This is a genomic window from Methylomonas sp. LWB, assembly GCF_001856095.1.
Lineage (GTDB): Bacteria > Pseudomonadota > Gammaproteobacteria > Methylococcales > Methylomonadaceae > Methylomonas > Methylomonas koyamae_A.
Genome location: NZ_MKMC01000006.1, coordinates 55,899 through 78,154, shown reverse-complemented (window position 1 = coordinate 78,154; position 22,256 = coordinate 55,899). Strand labels below are relative to the sequence as shown.

The window sequence follows — 22,256 nt, the reverse complement described above, 5'->3', positions numbered from 1 at the left end:
TCAAGCATGCGCCACTGGAAACGCAAGAACTTGGTCGATGGCTTTGCAGTCCGTCAATAACATCAACAACCGATCCAAACCCAAAGCGACCCCGCTACAATCCGGCACCCCCTCTCGAAGCGCTGCCAAAAACCGCTGGTCCTTGTTAACGACGGGCAGCTTGTGACTGGAACGATAAGCGATCTCCCGATCGAAACGCCTCTCCTGCTCGTCGGCATCGGTCAGCTCGTAAAATCCGTTACCGAGTTCGACACCATCGACAAACACTTCGAAGCGCTTGCTAAGCTTCGGGTCCTCCGCATCGATCCTAGCCAGGGACGACTGAATCGCCGGATAGCCGTGAATAAGAAACACCCGCTTGCCTGTCAGCGCCGGCTGAACATAGAGACTGAATATTAAATCCAACCACAACGAATGATCGTCGCCGCACAACTCGCCGGCCTCGCAAGCTCCGTGAGCCGCCGCGAAAGCACGGTAGCCGGACAAGTCGAAAACCAAGGGGTCCAAACCGGTCCGAGCAACAAACACCTCTCGGTAACTCGAGCATTCGACTACCAGATCGGGGCGGACGGCGGAAAACAGCGACAACAAAAGTTCGCCGACCTCGGCCATCAGTTGTTTCATATCGAAACCGACCCGATACCACTCCAATATCGTGAATTCAGGATTGTGATAACGCCCGGCCTCACCATTTCGAAACGCTTTGCAAATTTGATAGATGCAGCCGCTTCCGGCCGCCAACAAGCGCTTCATCGCAAATTCCGGCGACGTTTGCAAAAACAGATCGCGCGATTGTGGAGGGAAATCGAATTGGCTACGAAAGAAATGCAGTTGCGGATCGGTGCCGGTTGCCCCGCATAGCAGCGGCGTTTCCACTTCCAGCACTTGCCGATCCGCGAAAAACCGGCGTATACCGGCCAACATCGCCGCCCTCGCGCGCAACTGTTCGAGAGAGCATGTCGGCCGCCAGATGTTCGACACTATTCCTTGACGCGGGAAACGTATTCGCCGGTGCGGGTGTCGACGCGTATCACCTCGCCGATTTGTACGAACAGAGGTACCCTCACCACCGCACCGGTTTCAAGCGTCGCGGGTTTGCCGCCGCCACCCGAGGTGTCGCCTTTCAAACCGGGGTCGGTTTCGGTAATCGCAAGCTCGACGAAGTTGGGCGGCGTCACCGACAGCGGCGCGTCATTCCACAAGGTCAGGATGCACATATCCTGCTCTTTCAGCCATTTCAACGCTTCACTAACGGCGTTCTTGTCGGCTTGGTATTGCTCGAAGGTATCCGGCACCATGAAATGCCAGAATTCGCCATCGCTATAAAGATATTGCATGTCTTTATCGACGACGTCGGCACTCTCCACGGTATCGCCGGACTTGAAGGTACGCTCGATGACGCGGCCGGTTTTCAGGTTTCTGATCTTAACCCTGTTAAACGCCTGCCCCTTGCCCGGTTTAACAAATTCGTTTTCGATAATCGAACAAGGGTCGTTGTCGAGCATGATCTTCAATCCGCCCCTGAATTCGTTGGTGCTGTAAATCGCCATTTTTTCCTCGTGAAACAAACAATAGTCCGCCGATTATAATGGATTGGAATTTCAATCGGAAACCGGAGCTAAATTGACACCCAAAACCGCCCGTTGGCAACGGTCGCTGGCCGATGCTTTCGACAGCGTCGATGCCTTGTTGACATACCTGGAATTGACTCCGGACGAACTTCCGATACTTCGCGACTACCCAGCCTTCCCACTCAGAGTACCGCGTGGATTCGCCGCCCGCATGGAACCACGCAATCCCAACGATCCGCTGTTGCGTCAAGTTCTTCCGCTTGGCGCCGAATTGCACGCATATCCTGGTTATAGCCGCGATCCGGTCGGCGACTTGCACGCGATCGCCGCTCCCGGCGTCATCCACAAATACGCCGGCAGGGTGTTATTGGTCGCCACCGGCGGTTGCGCGGTACATTGCCGCTATTGCTTCAGGAGAAACTTTCCGTACGCCGAACAGCAGTTGTCGCGGAGCAAATTGGCTCTGGCGCTGGACTATATCGCTGAACGCCCCGATATACACGAAGTTATTTTGAGCGGCGGCGATCCGCTGTTATTGAGCGACGACAAACTTTTCAATTTGCTGACTGCGTTAGCCGGTATCGGTCATATCCGCCGACTTAGAATTCATAGCCGTATCCCGATCGTACTGCCGGAACGCATGACCGATACATTATTGGACTATTTAAGCGGACTGCCCGTTTCTATCGTTTTGGTGGTGCATGCCAACCACGCCAATGAGCTGAGTTCCGACGTTGGAGCGATTTTAAACCGCTGGCGACGGCGCGGCATAACACTGCTAAATCAAAGCGTACTGCTCGCCGGTATAAACGATAATGTCGATGCGCTCTGCAATTTAAGTGAAAAACTATTTGGCTTCGGCATTTTGCCCTATTATTTACATCTGCTGGATAAAGCCGCCGGCGTTGGTCATTTTGAAGTGGCCGAAGACACGGCCAAACAGTTGCTACAACGAATGCAGCGAACCCTGCCGGGTTATCTGGTTCCGAAACTGGTTAAGGAATGCGCCGGCGAACCCAACAAGACCTCGATTCTTTGACAAGCGCGATCCGCTGACAACCTTTTCGGCGAATTACGCGAATTCGAGTCTCGTCAGCGATCAATATCCGCCTCATCCGCACCGATATGCAAGAGCCGTCCGCCAACAATGCCAATCCGATTTCCAGGCTAGCGCTGATAGCAGTCTGCCTGCTGTTGCTAGGCAATATCGCATTGACGTTTCTTCACCACTTGCGGACACCGCACGAACTACCCGTATTCGGCACCGATGTCGCGCTACCCGGCTTGGCGATTCTGCTGCTATTGATCTTGATGCTGAAAGACGACCGACGTCGCGGAATCTCCACCGGTTACGACATTCAGGATGCGTCAAGCCAAACTTTGATTGTTGTCGATACCCACTGCATTATCCGTTCGGTCAACAAAACCGCTGCCACTACGGTCAACTTGCCAGTCGAAGAACTGATTGACCTACCGGTGCACGAACTGTTTCATCCCGCCCAGTTCAGCGAAAACGCCTGTCCCATCTGCCAGCACATCCGGGCTGGCCAGGAAATGCCCGCTACCGATTTCAGATACGCCAACGGCCATTGGCAAGAAATTTCGCTAACTCGACTGCCACGACCGGCGTATCCTCGATTGCTGCAAATCCAGACCGACATTAGCTCTCGCAAACAGGTCGAGGAGCAATTAGCCCTTGTGATTGACGGTGCCGAACTCGGTTATTGGGATTGGGACTACCTGACCGGCAAGCATTCGGTGAACCAACGCTGGCTAGACATGCTGGGCCTGCGCGCCGCCGACCTCGACCATTACATCTCCGACTGGGCAAATCGGCTCCATCCCGACGATCGCGAACGCGTTCATCGCATCATTTCCCAACATATCGAATCTGGCGAACCCTACGTAATCGAATTCCGGATGCAACACCGGCAAGGACACTGGGTTTGGATTCAAGGCGCCGGGGCGGTGGTCGCTCGCGATCCGGCAACCGGCAAACCGACCCGATTGTGCGGCACTCACCAAAACATCAGCGCCCGCAAGCAATCGGAAAGCAGCCTGCAAGCGGCCTACCAAATCATCAGTCACAGCGCGGCGGTGGTGATGAAATGGAATAATGCTGAAGGCATGCCTATCGAATTCGCCACCGAAAACGCTCGCCAATTGTTCGGCTATAGTGCCGAACAATTGGCAACCGGTGACATTTTCTACATGAACTTGATTCACCCAGACGATTTGGACGGTTACATTCGGGAAATTAGCAGCTGCGGCAACGATGCCAATTGCCGGGAAGTGGTCCATCAACCCTACCGGATCATCGCCAAGAACGGCGGCGTCAAATGGGTGCAAGATCGCAAAGTTCTGACCCGCGACGAATTCGGACGCGTCGTCGACTACCAGGGCTTGGTGACCGACGTCACCCAGCAACGCCAGCAAAGCAGCGCGATTCGGAACATCATCACCAAATCCGCGCAGCATGCCGGCGGCTCGATGCTGGATAACCTAGCCCTACTGGCGCTGGAAACCCTGGGCGCCGATTACGCACTGATCGCGGAGCAGTGGGAACTCGGCCGTGCCCGCAGCCTATCGCTGTGCGCTAAGGGTCAAATCGTCGAAAACCTCGAATTGGACCCGCGGGATTTTCCAAGCCCAGACCTTCAAAACGGCACCCCGTGCTGTTACACGCAGGCGGTCGCGGACCGTTTTCCCAAGTCCGAGTGGTTACGCGATCGAGGGATCGTTGGTTATCTAGCGATCCCGTTGCTCGACAACCAGCAACACGGCTTCGGATTCGTGGCGGTCGCCTATTGTCGTCCCATTCCGGACGTAAATCCGGCAAGCGACATATTGACGCTATTCGCGGTACAAATCAGCGCGGAATTGGAGCGTAGCCGGGCAATTGCCGCGCTCAAGGATCAAAAACAGCGCCTCATGGACGCGCAAGCGCTTTCCCACATCGGCGACTGGTGCTGGCATTTGCAGGATCAACACTTTAGCTGGTCGGACGAAATGTATCGGATCACCGGCACCGGCAAGACCGGGTTTATTCCCAACTATGCCAACCTCTGCGAGCAACTGGTACATCCAGACGACCTGAATCTGTTCAAGACGGCAATGGAGCACCCCGAAGCCGAGAACGGCATCGATTTTCGCCACCGCATCGTGCTTGGTGACGGTCAAATTCGCCATGTTCACCAACGAGGGAAGCCGATACTCGCGCCAGATGGCCGCTGTATTGCGATACAGGGTACGATGCAGGACATCACCGATCGACTTCAAACCGAGCAGCGCCTGCTCGAGGCCAAACATCAGGCGGAACAAGCGACCAAGGTCAAATCAGAGTTTCTGGCCAACATGAGCCACGAAATCCGCACCCCGATGAACGCTATCATCGGCTTGGTCGAACTTTGCCTGAACAGCGCCGTGACCGCCAAGCAACGCGATTACCTGGAACGCGTGGAAACCGCGGCGCGCTCTCTTATGACGATCATCGATGACATTTTGGATTTTTCCAAAATGGAAGCCGGGAAGATGCATTTGGAATCGCTGCCGTTTTTATTGGAAGAGATGTTGGACCAAGTGTTTTCGACGATGTCCGAGCTGAGCGCGCGCAAAGGGGTCGACTTGATCCGCCCCAACCTTCAGGGCGCCAGTTACGCGGTCATCGGCGATCCGCAACGGCTCAGGCAAATTTTCATCAATTTGATCGGTAACGCCATCAAATTTACCGATTTCGGCGAAGTGCGAGTCACGCTGACCGAAATCAGCCGTAGCACCCAACACGTCTGCCTGCAATTCAGCATCGTCGACACCGGTATAGGAATGAGCCAGGAGCTACAGTCCAAATTGTTTCAAGCCTTCAGCCAAGGAGATAGCAGCGTCACGCGCCACTACGGCGGCACCGGACTGGGCCTGATCATTTCCAAACAACTGGTCGAACAGATGGGCGGATCGATCAGCGTCAGCAGCCAGGAAAACCTAGGCTCGACTTTTACGTTCACCGTGAACCTGGGTGTCACTAATCTTGCATCGATACGTTTGGCCCAGCACCAACAGCAAAACCCGGTCGATACCAGCAAGCTTCAATACATTCGCGGCGCGCGCATCTTGTTAGTCGAGGACAACGAGGTCAACCGCATCGTCGCGATCGAATTACTAGAACAAGCGCATTTGTGCGTCGATATCGCCGAACACGGCGAAATTGCTCTCGCCAAACTACGTGGGCAAAGCTACGACTGCGTATTGATGGATATTCAAATGCCGGTATTGGACGGCTACGAAACCACCCGTCAGCTGCGCAAGCTGTCCGGCTGCCAAACACTGCCGGTCATCGCGATGACGGCTAATGCAATGAGCGACGACCGCAATAAATGCCTGCAAGCGGATATGGACGATTTCATTAGCAAACCGATCTTGCCCGAAACGCTGTATGCGATGTTAGTAAAGTGGATTCCGCCGCGCCACGACGAGTCGGCCGAGAGTCCCACCGCTTCCGCGGAGGCCTTAATTCCCTATCTTTACGGCATAGACAGTGCAACCGGCCTATTACATACGGCCGGCAACCACGCCGTATACCGAAAAGTTCTGCAAAAATTCGCCGAGAACCATGCCGATACGATGCTGGAAATCGCCCATGCCTTCTCCTCCAACGATTACGACAAGGCCTACCAACTGGTTCACACCCTGAAAGGCTTGGTCGGATCGCTGGGCGCCCTGCAATTACAAAGCCAATTGGTTCGCTTGGAGGAATCGTTGAAAGATCACAAGCTCGATATTGCGCACGTGCCGAATATCGACAGCAATATCGCGACGATTACGCTGGAAATGGCCAAGCTCGTCAACAGCATCAAAATCACGCTCCCCCAGGAAACGTCAATGGAAATAGCGCCTTTGCCGTTGTCGTCGCTGGAAACTCGTCAACAACTGGCAATCCTGATCAATAAGCTTCAAGTGTTCGATTCGGACGCCGATCAGCAACTGGACCATATTTTGGCGCACATTGACGATAGAAACCTAATCTCCGCGCTATTGCCCATTAAAAAACAAATCGCCAATTACCAATTCATCGACGCGGCGCAGGCGATAAACCATCTTCTCGATCACGGGATTTAAGTTCATGGAAAACATCAATCAACACAAGATTCTGGCAGTGGACGATAGCCCGGAAAATCTCGACTTGATAAAGAACATCCTCGAACCGCACTATCAAGTCAAAGTGGCCGTGCGCGGGGATTTGGCGTTACAAATCGCCAATACGCAGGATCTCGACTTGATCTTGCTGGACATCATGCTCGACGACATGGACGGGTATGAAATCTGCAAACGTCTCAAATCGCACGACAAAACCCGCAACATTCCGATTATTTTTTTAACCGCCAAACGATCCGAAGAAGACGAAGTCCACGGTTTTCGGATAGGCGGCAACGACTACATCACCAAACCGTTTTCGCCGTCGATCGTCCTGGCTCGGGTCAAAACTCAAATTCAGTTGAAAACCAAATCCGATTTGCTGGAAAAACTGGCATCCTTGGACGGACTGACGGAAATCCCCAATCGGCGCGCCTTCGATGCCGCGTTGGAACGCCAATGGAATCAAAGCAAACGTAACGGCATGCCATTGTCGTTATTGATCGCCGACATCGACCACTTCAAGCAATTCAACGACTACTACGGCCACCCGCTCGGAGACGACTGCCTTAAAAAAGTATCCGCGTCGTTGCGGACTACAACCCATCGTCCCGAGGATTTGGTGGCCAGACTAGGAGGCGAGGAATTTGCGATTCTCTTACCGAACACCGATGCCATCGGAGCGATGATCCGGGCCGATCAGTATCGTCAAGCGGTCGAAAACTTGAAGACCCCGCATATTCTCAACGAACCCTATCGACTGGTAACGATTTCGATCGGCGTCGCCACCCTGCAACCGCACGCGCGCGACGACGTTTCGACATTACTCGGCGCGGCCGACAATGCACTATACCAAGCCAAACACCAAGGCCGTAATCGAGTTTGCGGTCACAATAAACAGACGTTCGACACGCCGAGTGGCGACGCCGACACTTAGTCCCAAATAAAAACGACTATAATCGCGCGGTCGTCTGTCTCCGGTTTCATCATGCACCTCTATCTCGATTTCAACGCTTCGTATTTCGCCGCCTTTGTCATGGGATTGCTCAGCAGCCTGCATTGTATCGGCATGTGTGGCTCGATTATCGGATCGTTGACTTACAGCCTGAAGCCCGAATTACGCAACGACAAACTCAAATTATTTAGCATCGTCCTGAACTACAATCTCGGCCGAGTGTTCAGTTACACCGTGGCGGGCGCTCTGGCCGGCATGCTCGAGACCTTTCTAAGCCTGCCTTTAAGTCAAGGCGATGCTCACCGGGTATTGCAATTGCTGTCGGCGATCATCATGGCCGGCGCCGGTCTGTATATAGCGGGCTGGTTCCCGCGCTTCGCCTATATTGAGAAAATGGGCTCACGTTTCTGGAAACTGATAGAACCCTTCGGCCGCCGTCTGATACCGGTAAAAAACCGTACTCAGGCCTTCCTATTCGGGATGGTCTGGGGGTGGCTACCTTGCGGTTTGATATATACGGCGCTCGCTCTGGCCGCGACGACCGGAAATGTTATCCATAGTTCCTTGACTATGCTCACTTTCGGTCTAGGGACTTTACCTGCGGTGATGGGTGTCGGTATAATGACTACGCTCTTAACAAGGCTTTACAAATCCCGACAATTAAAACATCTCGCGGGCACCTTGTTTATCATCTTCGCTTTGTTGGCGGCCTTCCCCTGGCTTAATCCAATGCGGGTTGAACATATAACGACGTTTTGAGAGGTTAGCAGTGGATAATTTCGATCCTATTATCGGTCAATCTCCGGCTATCGAGGCGCTAATCCGTAGCGCGCGCATCGTTGCGGCAACCGACGTAACCGTTTTGATCAAAGGCGAGACCGGCACAGGCAAGGAAGTACTTGCCACCGCCATCCAAAAAGAAAGCCCTAGAGCCAACAAACCGTTCATCACACTAAACTGCGCGGCATTGCCGGAAGGTTTGGTGGAATCCGAGATCTTCGGACATAAAAAAGGTGCGTTTACCGGCGCGGTGGGCGACAAACAAGGCCTGTTTCAAGCGGCCGACGGCGGCACATTATTTCTTGACGAAATCAACTCATTGCCGTTTTCGATCCAGTCCAAATTGTTGCGTTTCTTGGAATCCGGCGAATGCCTTCCGGTCGGAGGCACTAAACCCTATAAAGTCAACGTCCGTGTCATCGCCGCTTCCAACGCCGATCTGAGCAAACTGATAGATTTCGGCGAATTTCGGCAGGACTTGTATTTCCGCCTGAATGTGGTTCCTCTTGAAATTCCGGCTCTTCATCAACGTACCGACGACATTGAGCTGCTGGCCAATCACTTCTTTACCCATTTCTCGGCGGCCCACAGTCTGGAACCGCCAACTTTCAGCCGGCACGCGTTAAGGACCTTGAAATCCTACAAGTGGCCGGGCAATGTTCGCGAGCTGCGCAATCTGTGCGAGCGCCTCAGCATTTTGTTGTCAGGCAAGGTCATCGAACCTGAAAACCTGCCCCATGAATTCAATCGCGGCCCCGCCAATCCAAGTTCAGCATTTACCTTACCCGAACTTGGCCTGCAATTGGACGCATTGGAAGCGGACATGATCTTACAGGCACTGCGCCGAACCAAGGGCAACCGCAGTAAATCGGCGAGGTTGCTGGGCATCTCTCGCGATACATTACTTTATAGAATTCAAAAACACGGATTGGCAACACATTAAGCGTCTGCCTATATTATCCGACCAACCGACAAGGCCGAACCGCTCAGCGAGCGGCTCGGCCTTTTTCACGCCCTAAGGCAAAATGCCGCACGACGTTTGACTTAAAGCTTGCGCACCCATTGAACAGTGACGTTATCGCTGTGGCCTTGCGCGCGCAACACCGCCATTTTCGCCATTTTCCTAAGCTCTGCTTTTCCGCTGTCCGGTTGCGATAATGTCAGCATCTCTTGCTCCTTGACGAACTCCCAAAACCCGTCGCTGCACAATACGAACGTCTCCCCTTCCAACATCGGCGGGCAACGCACTACGTCAACCTGAGCCGGCATCAACACATTGATACTGCGGGTCAATTTATGCTGATCGGGATGCGCGCCCATTTCCCACTCGCTAATTCTGCCCTCGTCATACAATTGCTGCGGCACCGAATGATCCTTGGTGCGCCAAAGCACCCGCTCGGGATTGATCCGGTAAATTCGCGAATCCCCGCAATGCGCGGTGATGGCCTGACGCGGATCCAGATACAAAATGGCACAGGTGGTATGGGCGTTGCTGCCGTCGGGATCGCCGGCGAACAACTCGCGCATTTTACCTATCGTGTCGGCAATCCAAGCCTGCACGGCCGATTCGCCGCGCAGATGAATCTGCGGCTGGTATTTGTCGGCCAACGCCACCAGTAAACGGCAAAAAAACTGCGACGCCTTTTCACCGGCATGGTGCCCCCCTAGGCCGTCGGCCACCACGAAAACCGCATAGTCGGCGCACACCCGGTGCGCCATGCAATCCTGATTGACGTCGCGATTGCCTATCGCGGTCAATTGATAAAACTCCAGCTCTGTCAACATCGGGCTAAACTTGGGCGCGCGCCTCACGCATAACCCGCTTCATGTCGCCGACCGCTTGCGCCAATCCGCCAAACAACGCTTGGGCGATCAACGCATGACCGATATTCAACTCGACTATGGTTGGAATTCGACAAATCGCCTCAACGTTGTTCAAGGTCAACCCGTGGCCGGCATTGACTTGCAAGCCCTCACGATAGGCGTACTCCGCCGCGACCTTTATGCGCTCCAATTCCGCCAGCCGACTATCTCGACTGTCGGCATCGGCGTAACGACCGGTATGCAATTCGACAACCGGCGCGCCCGCCTGCACAGCCGCATCGATCTGCGCCAGCTCGGGATCGATGAATAGCGAGACTTCCACGCCGACGTCGGCCAAGCGCCTACACGCCCCTCGCATCCGCGCCAAGGCTCCCGCGACATCCAGACCGCCTTCGGTCGTCAATTCCTCACGGCGCTCCGGTACCAAACAACACGCTTGCGGCCGCACCCGGCAAGCGAGATCCAACATCGCATCCGTGACCGCCATCTCCAGATTCAACTTGGTCTGCAACACCTGCTTCAGCAAATCGATATCTCTATCCTGAATATGGCGTCTATCCTCGCGCAAATGAGCGGTAATTCCGTCGGCTCCGGCCTGCTCGGCCATCAAGGCCGCATGCACGGGATCGGGATATCGGGTACCGCGGGCTTGACGCACCGTGGCGACGTGATCGATATTGACACCCAGTAGTATCGGTTGCTTAGTCATTCGCTGCAATTACCCATCCTATCGTGAATTTATTCATAGATGTTTCAACATCGTCGCCAGCACTTCGCGACTCTTCAACGGCCGCCCTCGCAGATGACCGTCCAGAAGCTGGCGCAATATCACCTTGGCTTCGGCGGCAATGCCGTCCTGAAGCCGATCTCGCTTGGCCAAGGCCAGCAAGGTTGTCCCGCTCGCTCGGCCACCGGCATCAAGTACCCAGCCCTGATCGGCGCGATAGTCGTAGCGCTCGCGCGGCGAAATCGGCGCACGATCCGCCGCGACCGCCAACTCAACCTCGTACCCCGCCTCCCTGAGCAAATCCAATTCGAAATAACGCAAGGTTTGCTCGATACCGACACCCAAGGTCAAATCTCGCAATGCTGCCCGGTAAACCGCAAACAATGCCGGGTGCGGGTCGTGGCGATGTAAAAACAATTGGACCAGTTCGTTCACATAAAAGCCGCAATACAACGCCAAGCGCTCGAGGGGATACTGGCGGACAAACTCGCTACCCACCAGAGTCTTCAATTCACCGCGATCGGAAAACGACAATTTCAACGCTGTGAACGGTAGCAAAAGCCCGGCTGATTTGGATTTTTGCTTGCGTACGCCTTTCGCCAACATCGACACGATGCCATAGTCCCGGGTGAAAACCTCGAGCAGTAGACTGGTTTCACGATACGGCCGGTGTTGCAGGATATAAGCCGGCTGCAAATAAACCGTCGAGTCGGACATCACTCCGCGCTGTCGAGAAATCCCAAACTTTGCAAGGCGCGTTCGTTGTCCGACCAGCCTTTTTTGACTTTGACCCAAAGCTGCAAAAACACTTTTTGGTCTATCAGTTTTTCGATGTCCACTCTCGCTTCGGTACCGATTTTTTTCAGGTTTTCGCCCTGTTTACCGATAACGATGCTTTTTTGACTGCTACGCTCAACCCAAATATTGGCGTAAATCTTCGTCAGACTGGGATGTTCTTCGTATAACTCGATTTCAACGGTCAATGCATACGGCAATTCGTCACCCAATCGGCGCGTCAATTTCTCGCGGATGATCTCGGCGGCAAAAAAGCGTTCCGAGCGGTCTGTAATTTGATCTTCCGGAAAGATCGGCTCGGCCTCCGGCAACAAAGCCATAATTTGGCGCTCCAGTTCTTCGAGATTGGTGCTTTTCAACGCCGATACCGGCACAATGTGCTTGAACGGAAACTTTTTGGCCGCCTCGTCAAAGAAGGCCAGCGCGGCCTGCTTGTCCTTCACCTTGTCGATCTTATTCACGACCAAAATCACCGGTAAACCGGCCTGCTCCAGCTTTCTGAAGATTTGTTCGTCGTATTCGTGCCAATACAAACCGTCCAACAGCCATAACACCAAATCGACACCCAGCAAGGAGCTGTCGGCGGTTTTATTCAAATAGCGGTTCAGCACTTTTTTTTCATCACGGTGCATACCGGGCGTATCGACGAAAATAGCCTGCCCGGCACCGGTGGTCTTGATGCCGAGGATACGATGACGCGTGGTTTGAGGTTTACGGGAGGTGATGCTGAGCTTTTGTCCCAGCAAGTGATTCATTAACGTGGATTTGCCGACATTCGGCCTACCGATTAACGCAACATGTCCGCAGTTCATTGATCCGTATTCAAAAGTAAATTCAACATTTTCTCGGCTGCGGCCTGTTCGGCTTTCTTACGGGAAATACCGCTAGCCTGGGAAACCTGATCGGTGACGGCTACTTTACACCTGACCTCGAAGGTTTGCGCGTGGTCGACACCCGACATCGCGACCAATTCGTAAATCGGCAAGGGTTTGCGTTTAGCTTGCATCAACTCCTGCAAACGGGTTTTAGGATCCTTGACCCAATCGTCGGCTTTCAGCTCGGCCAATTTGTCGGCGAACAAGCCCAATATCCAGGTCCGGCAAGCCTCGACGCCCTGATCCTCGACCAAAGCACCCATAATCGCTTCCAGCGCATCGGACAGTATCGAATCGCGGCGAAAACCGCCGCTTTTCAGTTCGCCGGACCCCAGTATCAAGTACTCGCCCAGATTATGCTCACGCGCCAATTCGGCCAGTGAATTCTGATTGACCAGGCTCGCACGCAAGCGGCTCAATACGCCTTCGCCGGCCTCGGGAAACGATTCGTACAACTTTTGCGCGATGACAAAACCGAGCACCGAGTCGCCCAAGTATTCCAGACGCTCGTTATTCTTGGCACCGACACTGCGATGCGTCAGGGCCACGGCCAGCAATCCGGGATTTTGGAAGGTCAATCCCAATTTTTTCGCGAGTATTTCCGGCTTTTTTATCACTTGTTCCCGGCTTCGAATCCTTCGTGAAACTCCACCAGCACGCTTAAGTTCCCAAAGATGGGTTCCACTCGCTCGTAATCGATCTCGACGCTGACGTAACCGGGTTGGGCAACAATCTTGACATCTTCCGGCTTAACGTATTCCACGTAGTTCAAGTCGAAACGTTTTTCCAAACTGGACTTGATCTCGGCTTTGGACTTGCTGGCGATATCGGTGGTCGCTTCCACTGCCTTCAAGGCGTTCATCACCCGACTATGATTGATATAAATTGGCGCGATCTTCAACACCAATAGCGTAAAGAATGCGATCAGCCCGAGAATAAAAACGATGGAAATAAACGTCAGCCCGCGCTGATGCTTGATCGATGTCGGCATAGGATGTCCCCAAACGAGTTAAATAGGAATCGACCGCCGGTCGGCTTAGCGTAGCCTAGTGCCGAGTCGATCGAAAGCAATGCCCTTATTTTCCCAATCCCAATTCATCCAGATAAAAAACGCCTTGCCGACCAAGTTAGCTTCAGGCACAAACCCCCAATAGCGGCTGTCGTTACTGTTGTCGCGATTGTCGCCCATTACAAAATAGTGACCTTCGGGCACGACGAATACGTCTTGTACCGTCGACACGCCGCGGCTGATCAAAATCGAGTGTTCGACGCCCATTAAATCTTCTTCCAGACGCTCGGCTCCACTCATGCCGACACCTTGACCGACGCCCTGATAACGCCCCAGCGAGACTTGTTTGATCGGCTGGCCGTTCACGTAAATCACTTTTTCGAAATAACCGATGCGGTCCCCCGGCAAGCCGATCACGCGCTTGATGTAATCGACCGACGGTTGTTTCGGGAAGCGGAACACCACAATATCCCCGCGCTTTGGCTCGTTCATTTCGATGATTTTTTTATTAATCACCGGTAAGCGCACGCCGTAGGTAAATTTGTTGACCAAAATGAAATCGCCGACCAGCAGCGTCGGCATCATCGAGCCGGACGGAATCCGGAACGGCTCGAACAAAAACGAACGCAGCAGCAACACGATCAACACAACCGGGAAAAACGAGCGGGCGTATTCCACCAACACCGGTTCTTTCTCGACCGGATAGGGCTGTTGAGTCTGGCGCAGATACAACCAATATCCGCCCCAAATCACGCCGGTAACGAAGGTTGCCGCCACCAGAAAAAAGGAAAAATCGTAATCCATGCTAATAAACCGTCACTATTCTTTGTTGACCTGCAACACCGCCAGGAAGGCTTCCTGCGGAATTTCGATACTACCCACTTGCTTCATCCGCTTTTTGCCGGCCTTTTGTTTTTCCAACAGCTTTTTCTTACGGGTGATGTCGCCGCCGTAGCATTTGGCGGTCACGTTCTTCCGCATCGCCTTGACCGTGGAGCGGGCGATGATTTTGGAACCGATCGCGGCTTGGATCGCCACTTCGTACATCTGGCGCGGAATCAGGTCTTTCATTTTCTCGACCAGATCGCGGCCACGATTCTGAGCCTGATCGCGATGCACGATAATCGACAAGGCATCGACCTTGTCGGCGTTAATCAACACATCCAGTTTCACCAGAGGCGCCGGCTCGAAACGGACAAACTCGTAATCGAACGAGGCGTAGCCGCGACTGACCGACTTCAGACGATCGAAGAAATCCAGTACCACTTCGCTCATCGGCAGTTCGTAGTTCAAACTCACCTGACCGCCGACGTATTGCATATTTTTTTGTACGCCGCGCTTTTCGATACACAGATTGATCACGCTGCCCAGATAGGCTTGCGGCACCAGAATGTTCGCCAAAATAATCGGTTCTCGCACTTCGGTAATGGTGCCTGGATCCGGCAACTTGGCAGGATTATCCACCATCAACACTTCGCCGTTATGCGTCTCGACTTCGTAAACCACCGTCGGCGCGGTCGTGATCAAATCGATATCGTACTCGCGCTCCAAGCGCTCCTGAACGATTTCCATATGCAGCATGCCCAGGAAACCGCAGCGAAAACCGAAACCCAAGGCTTGCGAGGTCTCCGGCTCGAAATTCAACGCCGAATCGTTAAGACGCAACTTGTCCAGCGCCTCCCGCATCGCGCCGAAATCGTCGGAACTGACCGGATACAAACCGGCGAATACCCTAGGCTGAACTTTTTCGAAACCGGGCAAGGCTTCCGCGGCCGGATTGTCGGCGCCGGTAATCGTGTCGCCGACCGGCGCTCCGAAGATATCCTTAATCCCGGCAACGACGAAACCGACCTCGCCAGTCCCCAAATCCTGCTTTTCCAGTTGTTTGGGGGTAAACACACCCAGTTTTTCCGCCAGATAGGACTTGCCGGTCGACATCACCGTGATCTTTTGCTTGCGGCGCAGGCTGCCGTTGACGATGCGCACCAGCGACACCACCCCCAAATAGTTGTCGAACCAGGAGTCGATGATCAAGGCCTGTAACGGCCCTGCTTCGTTGCCGCTGGGCGGAGGAATCTTTTGAATCAACTGCTCCAGCACCGACTCGACATTCAAACCGGTTTTGGCGCTGATCCGGCAAGCCTCGTCGGCTGGAATACCGATTACGTCCTCGATCTCGGTCATCACCCGCTCGGGTTCCGCCGACGGCAAATCGATTTTGTTCAACACCGGCACGACTTCCAGACCTTGCTCGATCGCGGTATAGCAATTGGCGACGCTTTGCGCTTCGACACCCTGCGCGGCATCCACCACCAACAGCGCGCCTTCGCAGGCCGCCAGCGAGCGGGAAACCTCGTAGGAAAAATCCACGTGGCCGGGCGTATCGATGAAATTCAGTTGATAGGTTTCGCCGTCGCCGGCTTGATAATCCAATGTGACGCTTTGCGCCTTGATCGTGATGCCGCGTTCGCGTTCCAGATCCATCGAATCGAGCACCTGCGACTCCATCTCCCGGTCGCTCAACCCGCCGCAAATCTGGATGAAGCGATCCGCCAACGTCGATTTACCGTGATCGATATGGGCGATGATGGAGAAATTTCGAATATGTTTCTGGTCCACTGAGTCAGGTGATTTCGTTTGAGTTATTTCGGTTAAAGAGCAGACCGCCGTCGCGGCGAGGGCGGAGCGTTCAGGAAGCCTTAATCATCAGTTGTCGGAAATGATCGACGGTTTCGGCGGTCAGCGGTTGGCGCTGATTATCCCAAACCACGCCGTCCAATTCTTCGGCCAAGGTGTCCATGGTTTCCATGAAGTCGTCGAAAACCGCCAACGGTGCCTCGACCTCGCGCGGCTGCATGAAGAACACAATACCGGGACAATAAAAGTTTTCCAGATCGTCGTCGGGGAAGGTACCGGGATCGACCATGCTGGCCACCGCGAAATCCACCATCCGGTTCTTATCGACGCGCTCGAAAACCTTAACGCTGCCGTATTTCAAACCGACGCGTTCGAAAGCCTCGAACAAGTCCTCTCCCTTGAAACCCTCGTCGGCGCGGGCAACGATGCTGAATTCGATCAGCGCCGGCAACTCGGAACGCTTTACGCTAGGTTGCGGTTTTACGCTCGCGCTCGGCTCCGGCCGCGACGGCGTGCTCTGCTTGGGCGTCGGCTGAATCGCCCTATCGTCGAGCAAGGCATCGCCATCCACCAGATCTTCGCCGACCCGGAACAAATCCATTTCGTCTTCATCGGCTTCGACCTCGAATTCGTCGTCTCTTTCGTCGTAGCGATCGTCGTCGTAATAATCGTCGGCCGCGCGTTTGTCGCGCAAACCCTTGACGAAATGCCACAACACCATGCCGATCATCACCAGCACGCCGATCAAAATAATCACGACTCTGAGTAGTTCTTTATCCATTAGCTTTCCGCCATGCTTACCGCTTCATCGATATCTACAGCCACTAAACGGGACACGCCCGGTTCCTTCATGGTAACACCTGCCAGATGTTTTGCAATTTCCATCGTGACTTTGTTGTGTGAAATGTACAAGAATTGGACGGTAGACGACATGTCCTCGACCATCTTGGAAAAGCGCACCACGTTGGCGTCGTCTAGCGGTGCATCGACTTCGTCCAGCAAGCAAAACGGCGCCGGATTCAGGTCGAAAATCGAAAACACCAGCGCGACGGCGGTCAGCGCCTTCTCGCCGCCGGACAACAAATGTATCGAGCTGTTGCGCTTGCCGGGCGGCCGGGCAATGATGTTGACACCGGCCTCCAGTACGTCGTCCTCGGTCAATTCCAGATAAGCCTGGCCGCCGCCGAACAGGCGCGGAAACTTTTCCTTCAGTCCGTCGTTGATTTTGTCGAAGGTTTCCTTGAAACGCTGCCGACTTTCGCGATCTATCTTGCTGATGGCCTGGTCCAGCGTGTTCAAGGCGTCGACCAAGTCGTCGTGCTGCTCATTCAAAAACTTCATCCGTTCGGATTGGGTTTTATATTCCTCGATCGCAGTCAGATTAATCGAACCCAAGCGCTCGATTTGCTCGGCCAGATCGTCCACCTGGCGCTTCCACTGACTCTCGCTGGCGCCGTCCGACAAAGCGCTCAAAATAACTTCCGGGTCGGCATCGACTTCGGCCAATTGTTCGGCGACGGTCTGTTGCCTGACCTTGCTGTCCTGCCGCTCGAAGCGCACCTTGTCCAAGGCTTCTTTCTGCTTTTCGAGCTCGCGTTGGTTGCGGGAATATTGCTCGGCCAACTCGCTGACAGTTTGTTCGCTGGCTTGTTGAGCCCTGCGTTCCGATTGCAACAGATCTTCGATCTCGTGTTTACGCTCCAGCAATTCCTCGAGCTGCATTTTCTCGTCGTCCATCGGCGCCAGCGCGAACTGCAACTTGTTTTCCAGTTCGGCGATGCGGTCGGCGGCTTGCCGATGCTGAGACTGTAAACGCTCGATTTGCTTGACGGTCAGCACTTCGGACGACTTCATCGACTCGATCTGCGCATGCAGGCGCTGTAAATGATGCCGGGCCTCGCCGACCGAGGCGTCGGTATTTTGTTGTTGAGCCTGAATTTGCCGGTTCAACTCTTCCAGTTGCGCTTTCTTCTCGCCCAAATCGCCCAGTGCCTGCTCGGCATCCTGTTTAATCAGCTCCGCTTCGGAAATACTTTCGACAATTTCGCCTAGATGCCCGCTCAGCTCTTCGATTTCGTGATCGAGCTGGGCGGCGCGGCGTTGCTGCTGTTCCAGACGAGCCGATTGGGCGCTGAATTCGGCGCTCTTGGCCGAATGTTCCGCACCCAGCAGTTTATCTTTTTGTTGATATTGTTCGCGATGGCTCTCGGCGGCCTTCAATGCTTGCTCGCAGTGTTCCAATTGCTGCTCATCCTCGGCAATCGCCATCTGCAATTCGCCCTGGCGCAGCTTCAGTTCGCGCAACTCTTTTTCGCGATGCAGCACACCGGCCTTGCTGTCGCTACCGCGACTGATTTTGATCCAGTCCCGGCCCAGCCAAGTGCCGTCCGCCAACACTACCGACTCGTGCGGCTGCAAGGCCATTTGGCGAGCTTGCGTCATCGAATCGGCACAGTAGATGCCGCTCAACAAACTATCGAGGCACCAACGGCTGTTTACCTTGCCGGCCAACGCGTTTAAAGCGGCGACCGACGGCTCGGTGTGAGTTTCGAACACGATCAGCGACTGCTTGCTCAATTCCTGCAACTCGCTAAGAATCGTTTCGGTACTATCGACGCAAATCGCTTCCAGATAACTGCCCAACACCGTTTCGACCGCAGTTTCCCAGCCCTCATCGGCCTCAAGAAACTCGGCCAGCCGCGGTTGTTGCTCCAATCCGACCTGTTCCAGCCAAGCCGACAAGTCTTTTTTGTCCTTGCCCATGGCGTGTTGCTGCAGCAATTCCAACGAGCTGATCTTGCCGTTGACTTTCTGCAGCTCGGCACGATTGGTGTGCAAGCTATCGTGTAATTGCTTAATCTCCGGGCGCAGTTCGGCGATGCGCTGCAACACCGCTTCCAGTTGCCGCTGTAACTGTTCGCGTTCGGTCTCTATCAGTTCGATACTGCTATCCAGCGTATCCAAAGCCAGTTGCAACTGGGTATCGGCCAACTCACCGCGCTCGCCGCGCAACTTATCCAATCGCGCCTGCAACTGACGATTCTGATTTTCCAACTGGACTAATTTGGTCCGCTGGACTTCGGCCTGCTCGCGATAACCGGCGTTCTCGGCCAAGAACTCTTCCCAACGCAACTGCCATTGTTGTTTTTGCAGATGCGCGTCCTGCTGGATGCCGAGCAAGTCTTCCTCACGCTCCTTGGCGACGATCATCGTCTCCTCGGCTTCCAGCAAGGTCTGGCGGATTTCTTCCAGTTGTTGCCTATCCTGCTCGCATTCGATATTGGCGTGTTCGGCTTGCTGCTTCAAACGCTCGATTTCGATCAAGGTTTCTTCGTGGCTTTTTTGATTGTGCTTGATCGCCTGTTCCAGCCGGCTGACTTCGGCGACGACGGCGGTATATTCGGCCTGAGTGCTATCCAGATGTTGTTGCAGGGCTTTTTGCTCGCCGCGCTTCAGCTCCATCGCCTTTTCAGTGTCGCGCAGCAACACGAACAAGCGGTTATGCTCCTCGGCGATCGTCTGTAGCTTGGCTTCGAGTTGCTGGGCGTTGCGCTGAAAGCTTTGCCAACGCATCGCCAGCAATTCCTGCTTGAAGCGGCGCTCCTGCTTTTTGAGTTCGGTGTATTTTTCGGCCTTTTCCGCCTGCTTGGCCAAGTTCTTAATTTGCTTGTCGACCTCGTCGCGTAGGTCGTTCAACCGCTCCAGATTCTCGCGGGTATGGCGCATCCGGGTTTCGGTTTCCGAACGCCTTTCCTTATATTTGGAAACGCCGGCGGCTTCCTCGATATGCAGCTTCAGATCTTCCGGCTTGGCTTCCACCATCCGCGAGATCGTGCCTTGCTCGATGATGGCATAGCTGCGCGAACCCAGGCCGGTGCCCAAAAACAAGTCGGTGATGTCCTTGCGCCGGCATTTGCTGCCATTGAGCATGAATTGCGACTGGCCGTCGCGGCTGACCTGACGCTTGATCGAAATCGTCGCGTATTGCGCATACTCGCCGCCGGCCTTGCCTTCGGCATTGTCGAACACCAGTTCCACCGACGCCATGCTCACCGGCTTGCGCCCGGACGAACCGTTGAAAATCACGTCGGCCATATTGCCGCCGCGCAGATGCTTGGCCGAACTCTCGCCCATCACCCAACGCACCGCGTCGATGATGTTGGACTTGCCACAGCCGTTAGGCCCGACGATCGCGGTCAGGTTGCCCTGAATCGGAATCGTGGTCGGATCGACAAAGGACTTAAAGCCCGCGAGTTTGATTTTTTCCAGCTTCATGACTGGGATTTAGAGGTCCGGCGACAATGACAAAGCCGGATATTATCGTCGAAATGGCGGCGACATGGGAATCCGATTTCAGTCGCCGAACTTCTGCAAAATGTGTGCGGGCAATGTCGCTAGATAAACCTGCCCAAGGCATGCCGGCAATGTCGCCGGCATGCCCGAGCGCGCTTGGCAATCAAATCGGCGATCAAAACCGCTGAAAGTGCTTTCGAAGCCGCGCGCCGCTCAATCTGGAACATTTACAACGCAAACAGCTCGCGCAACAATTTCAGTAATTTCGGGCCGACGCCCTTGACATTGGAGAGGTCGTCGAACGAGGCGAACGGTTGCGCAGCGACAATATTTTCGACGGTCTTTTTCGGCACACCCTTTAGCGCGCCCAATTCGTCCAGGGTTGCTTGGTTGATCGACGCTCTCGACGCCTGCTCCGCGCCGGCAATCGCTACCGGCTCGACTGGCGTGACTGGCGATTTTTTGGTGTCGCCGAACTGAACATTGATGACATTGTCCGACTCTTTGCGAACCGCGACCGGTTTCGGCGCCACAGTGTAAGGGACCGCGAAATTGATGCAATCCCGAGTTTCGTAAGCCACTCCGTTCCATTCCCGCAACATGAGACTCAAATGCCAGCGACCGACCGGCGGCTCGCAAAATTCGGTTTCCAGACTCAGCTCGCGCAAACCTTGCCGACCGGCCAATTCGCCGACCCGGATGCCGGCCACCGCGTAACCGTCGAAATGCCCGCCTTGATAGGCTTGATTGAGCGCCCATAACTCCAACGCCAAGGTACCGCTGATATTGTCCGCGCCGCGCCGGTTGGCAATTTCACCGACATTCAACCGAATCCGCCCATTTTGAACGTCGTAACCGCAATTGCCCAGTAACAACAGTTCGGCGGCCGCCGGTTTGAACGCCTGGGCTTGCACGAAGTAGTCGTTCTCGATAAAGCGTCCCGATTGGTTATCGCTGGCTTCGGCATGCTTGTACTCGATGAAACTCACTTCGATGACATTGTTCGAAGCTTGCCGGACGGCGGTTTTAACCGGACTGTACGGTGCCGCGAAATTGACGAAATCGCGCGTCTCGTAAGCCATGCCATTCCACTCGCGCAACATCAGCGTCAGTTGCCAGTATCCTTCGCCGGGCTCTTGGAACGCCAGATCCCACGAAGCAGGCCCAATCGCATGTTGACCATGCAATTCGCCGATAACGACGCCAGCCAACGGAATGCCGCTGAAACCGCCGCCCTGATACGCTTGATTCAGCGCCCAGAGTTCCACCGAAAGCGTGCCGCTTAGATTCCCGAACGACCGGTGGTTGGCAATTTCACCAATATTCAGCGTAATACGGTCGCCTAGAATGGAATAACCATTAATACCGCTTAACCGCAACTCTGGAATATCGGTATCAAAAACAGGGTTTTGTAATGCATACATAGATTATGACTCAGTGATTAAGGAAGGAAAATTATATATCAAGCCTAGAATATACCGCCATTATTTCCAACCTTTTACTGCTTATAAAACAGCCGCTTAAGCACCAACTAGGTGCAATTAAGCTGAATTTAACGCTCTATTTTGGTGAATACCGCAAAACTCAAACCCCGCCAATTCGAATATACTGGATCCGGAACGAGCGCACAGGCTTTTAAGAGAACACAAAACTCGCAAAGCGT

General features: G+C 54.2%; 18 protein-coding genes. 5 read left to right on the top strand and 13 right to left on the bottom strand.

The genetic code is table 11. The annotated features are described in order from the left end of the window. Complete coding sequence (gene epmA, locus BJL95_RS03230; protein ID WP_071155434.1) at window positions 1–981, bottom strand: EF-P lysine aminoacylase EpmA; 981 nt, start codon at window positions 979–981, stop codon at window positions 1–3. Continuing rightward, entirely contained in the window at window positions 981–1,550 is a 570-nt protein-coding gene (gene efp / locus BJL95_RS03225) for an elongation factor P (protein ID WP_064031574.1), read from the bottom strand. Before efp ends, epmA begins: the two co-directional genes overlap by 1 nt. 73 nt (window positions 1,551–1,623) lie before the next feature. Here efp and epmB point away from each other — a divergent pair, with 73 nt between their 5' ends. The 5 genes from epmB to BJL95_RS03200 all read left to right on the top strand — a co-directional run bounded on the left by epmB (window position 1,624) and on the right by BJL95_RS03200 (window position 9,376). After that, the gene (gene epmB, locus BJL95_RS03220) at window positions 1,624–2,610 is read left to right on the top strand and encodes an EF-P beta-lysylation protein EpmB (RefSeq protein ID WP_071155512.1); all 987 of its coding nucleotides are present in this window, start codon (window positions 1,624–1,626) and stop codon (window positions 2,608–2,610) included. 86 nt (window positions 2,611–2,696) lie between these two features. Continuing rightward, window positions 2,697–6,683: a PAS domain-containing protein gene (locus BJL95_RS03215; RefSeq protein WP_071155432.1), complete on the top strand. Its 3,987-nt coding sequence runs from the start codon at window positions 2,697–2,699 to the stop codon at window positions 6,681–6,683. 4 nt (window positions 6,684–6,687) lie between these two features. Further along, window positions 6,688–7,635 (top strand): diguanylate cyclase, encoded by a 948-nt coding sequence (locus BJL95_RS03210; protein WP_071155430.1) that lies wholly within the window; start codon window positions 6,688–6,690, stop codon window positions 7,633–7,635. Window positions 7,636–7,686: 51 nt separating this feature from the next. Next, the gene (locus tag BJL95_RS03205; protein WP_064031560.1) at window positions 7,687–8,412 is read left to right on the top strand and encodes a sulfite exporter TauE/SafE family protein; all 726 of its coding nucleotides are present in this window, start codon (window positions 7,687–7,689) and stop codon (window positions 8,410–8,412) included. A gap of 10 nt (window positions 8,413–8,422) precedes the next feature. After that, window positions 8,423–9,376 (top strand): sigma-54-dependent Fis family transcriptional regulator, encoded by a 954-nt coding sequence (locus tag BJL95_RS03200; protein ID WP_064031561.1) that lies wholly within the window; start codon window positions 8,423–8,425, stop codon window positions 9,374–9,376. 101 nt (window positions 9,377–9,477) lie between these two features. Here the strand turns inward: BJL95_RS03200 and BJL95_RS03195 are convergent, their stop codons facing one another. From BJL95_RS03195 to BJL95_RS03140, 11 genes are all read right to left on the bottom strand, one after another. Beyond that, on the bottom strand, window positions 9,478–10,218 hold the full coding sequence (locus BJL95_RS03195) for a PP2C family serine/threonine-protein phosphatase (protein ID WP_064031562.1): 741 nt from the start codon (window positions 10,216–10,218) through the stop codon (window positions 9,478–9,480). Between the two features lie 4 nt (window positions 10,219–10,222). Further along, window positions 10,223–10,966, bottom strand: coding sequence for a pyridoxine 5'-phosphate synthase (gene pdxJ / locus BJL95_RS03190; RefSeq protein ID WP_071155428.1), 744 nt, complete (start codon window positions 10,964–10,966; stop codon window positions 10,223–10,225). 33 nt (window positions 10,967–10,999) lie between these two features. Further along, window positions 11,000–11,701 carry a DNA repair protein RecO gene (gene recO, locus BJL95_RS03185; protein ID WP_064031564.1) on the bottom strand — a complete coding sequence of 234 codons (702 nt, stop codon included), beginning with the start codon at window positions 11,699–11,701 and terminating at the stop codon, window positions 11,000–11,002. After that, window positions 11,701–12,591: a GTPase Era gene (gene era, locus BJL95_RS03180; protein WP_071155426.1), complete on the bottom strand. Its 891-nt coding sequence runs from the start codon at window positions 12,589–12,591 to the stop codon at window positions 11,701–11,703. The genes recO and era overlap by 1 nt, the downstream gene beginning before the upstream one ends. Beyond that, on the bottom strand, window positions 12,588–13,271 hold the full coding sequence (gene rnc / locus BJL95_RS03175; RefSeq protein ID WP_071155424.1) for a ribonuclease III: 684 nt from the start codon (window positions 13,269–13,271) through the stop codon (window positions 12,588–12,590). Before rnc ends, era begins: the two co-directional genes overlap by 4 nt. Continuing rightward, a complete protein-coding gene (locus BJL95_RS03170) occupies window positions 13,268–13,645 on the bottom strand; it encodes a DUF4845 domain-containing protein (RefSeq protein ID WP_071155422.1) in 378 nt (125 codons plus the stop codon). The genes rnc and BJL95_RS03170 overlap by 4 nt, the downstream gene beginning before the upstream one ends. A gap of 45 nt (window positions 13,646–13,690) precedes the next feature. Further along, a complete protein-coding gene (gene lepB / locus BJL95_RS03165; RefSeq protein ID WP_064031568.1) occupies window positions 13,691–14,467 on the bottom strand; it encodes a signal peptidase I in 777 nt (258 codons plus the stop codon). 15 nt (window positions 14,468–14,482) lie between these two features. Then, on the bottom strand, window positions 14,483–16,282 hold the full coding sequence (gene lepA / locus BJL95_RS03160) for a translation elongation factor 4 (protein ID WP_064031569.1): 1,800 nt from the start codon (window positions 16,280–16,282) through the stop codon (window positions 14,483–14,485). A 70-nt stretch (window positions 16,283–16,352) separates the two neighbouring features. Beyond that, window positions 16,353–17,081: a cell division protein ZipA C-terminal FtsZ-binding domain-containing protein gene (locus BJL95_RS03155; RefSeq protein WP_071155420.1), complete on the bottom strand. Its 729-nt coding sequence runs from the start codon at window positions 17,079–17,081 to the stop codon at window positions 16,353–16,355. Further along, window positions 17,081–20,575: a chromosome segregation protein SMC gene (smc, locus tag BJL95_RS03150; protein WP_071155418.1), complete on the bottom strand. Its 3,495-nt coding sequence runs from the start codon at window positions 20,573–20,575 to the stop codon at window positions 17,081–17,083. The genes BJL95_RS03155 and smc overlap by 1 nt, the downstream gene beginning before the upstream one ends. A gap of 245 nt (window positions 20,576–20,820) precedes the next feature. Further along, window positions 20,821–22,017, bottom strand: coding sequence for a helix-hairpin-helix domain-containing protein (locus tag BJL95_RS03140; RefSeq protein ID WP_071155414.1), 1,197 nt, complete (start codon window positions 22,015–22,017; stop codon window positions 20,821–20,823). Window positions 22,018–22,256: the final 239 nt, after the last annotated feature.

Bases quoted from the DNA above. Each gene is read 5' to 3' on its own strand.
- BJL95_RS03210 (WP_071155430.1), top strand. From the start codon at position 6,688: ATGGAAAACATCAATCAACACAAGATTCTGGCAGTGGACGATAGCCCG.
- BJL95_RS03195 (WP_064031562.1), bottom strand. From the start codon at position 10,218: ATGTTGACAGAGCTGGAGTTTTATCAATTGACCGCGATAGGCAATCGC.
- era (WP_071155426.1), bottom strand. From the start codon at position 12,591: ATGAACTGCGGACATGTTGCGTTAATCGGTAGGCCGAATGTCGGCAAA.
- BJL95_RS03205 (WP_064031560.1), top strand. From the start codon at position 7,687: ATGCACCTCTATCTCGATTTCAACGCTTCGTATTTCGCCGCCTTTGTC.
- BJL95_RS03170 (WP_071155422.1), bottom strand. From the start codon at position 13,645: ATGCCGACATCGATCAAGCATCAGCGCGGGCTGACGTTTATTTCCATC.
- pdxJ (WP_071155428.1), bottom strand. From the start codon at position 10,966: ATGACTAAGCAACCGATACTACTGGGTGTCAATATCGATCACGTCGCC.
- BJL95_RS03215 (WP_071155432.1), top strand. From the start codon at position 2,697: ATGCAAGAGCCGTCCGCCAACAATGCCAATCCGATTTCCAGGCTAGCG.
- BJL95_RS03155 (WP_071155420.1), bottom strand. From the start codon at position 17,081: ATGGATAAAGAACTACTCAGAGTCGTGATTATTTTGATCGGCGTGCTG.
- BJL95_RS03140 (WP_071155414.1), bottom strand. From the start codon at position 22,017: ATGTATGCATTACAAAACCCTGTTTTTGATACCGATATTCCAGAGTTG.
- efp (WP_064031574.1), bottom strand. From the start codon at position 1,550: ATGGCGATTTACAGCACCAACGAATTCAGGGGCGGATTGAAGATCATG.
- recO (WP_064031564.1), bottom strand. From the start codon at position 11,701: ATGTCCGACTCGACGGTTTATTTGCAGCCGGCTTATATCCTGCAACAC.
- smc (WP_071155418.1), bottom strand. From the start codon at position 20,575: ATGAAGCTGGAAAAAATCAAACTCGCGGGCTTTAAGTCCTTTGTCGAT.
- lepB (WP_064031568.1), bottom strand. From the start codon at position 14,467: ATGGATTACGATTTTTCCTTTTTTCTGGTGGCGGCAACCTTCGTTACC.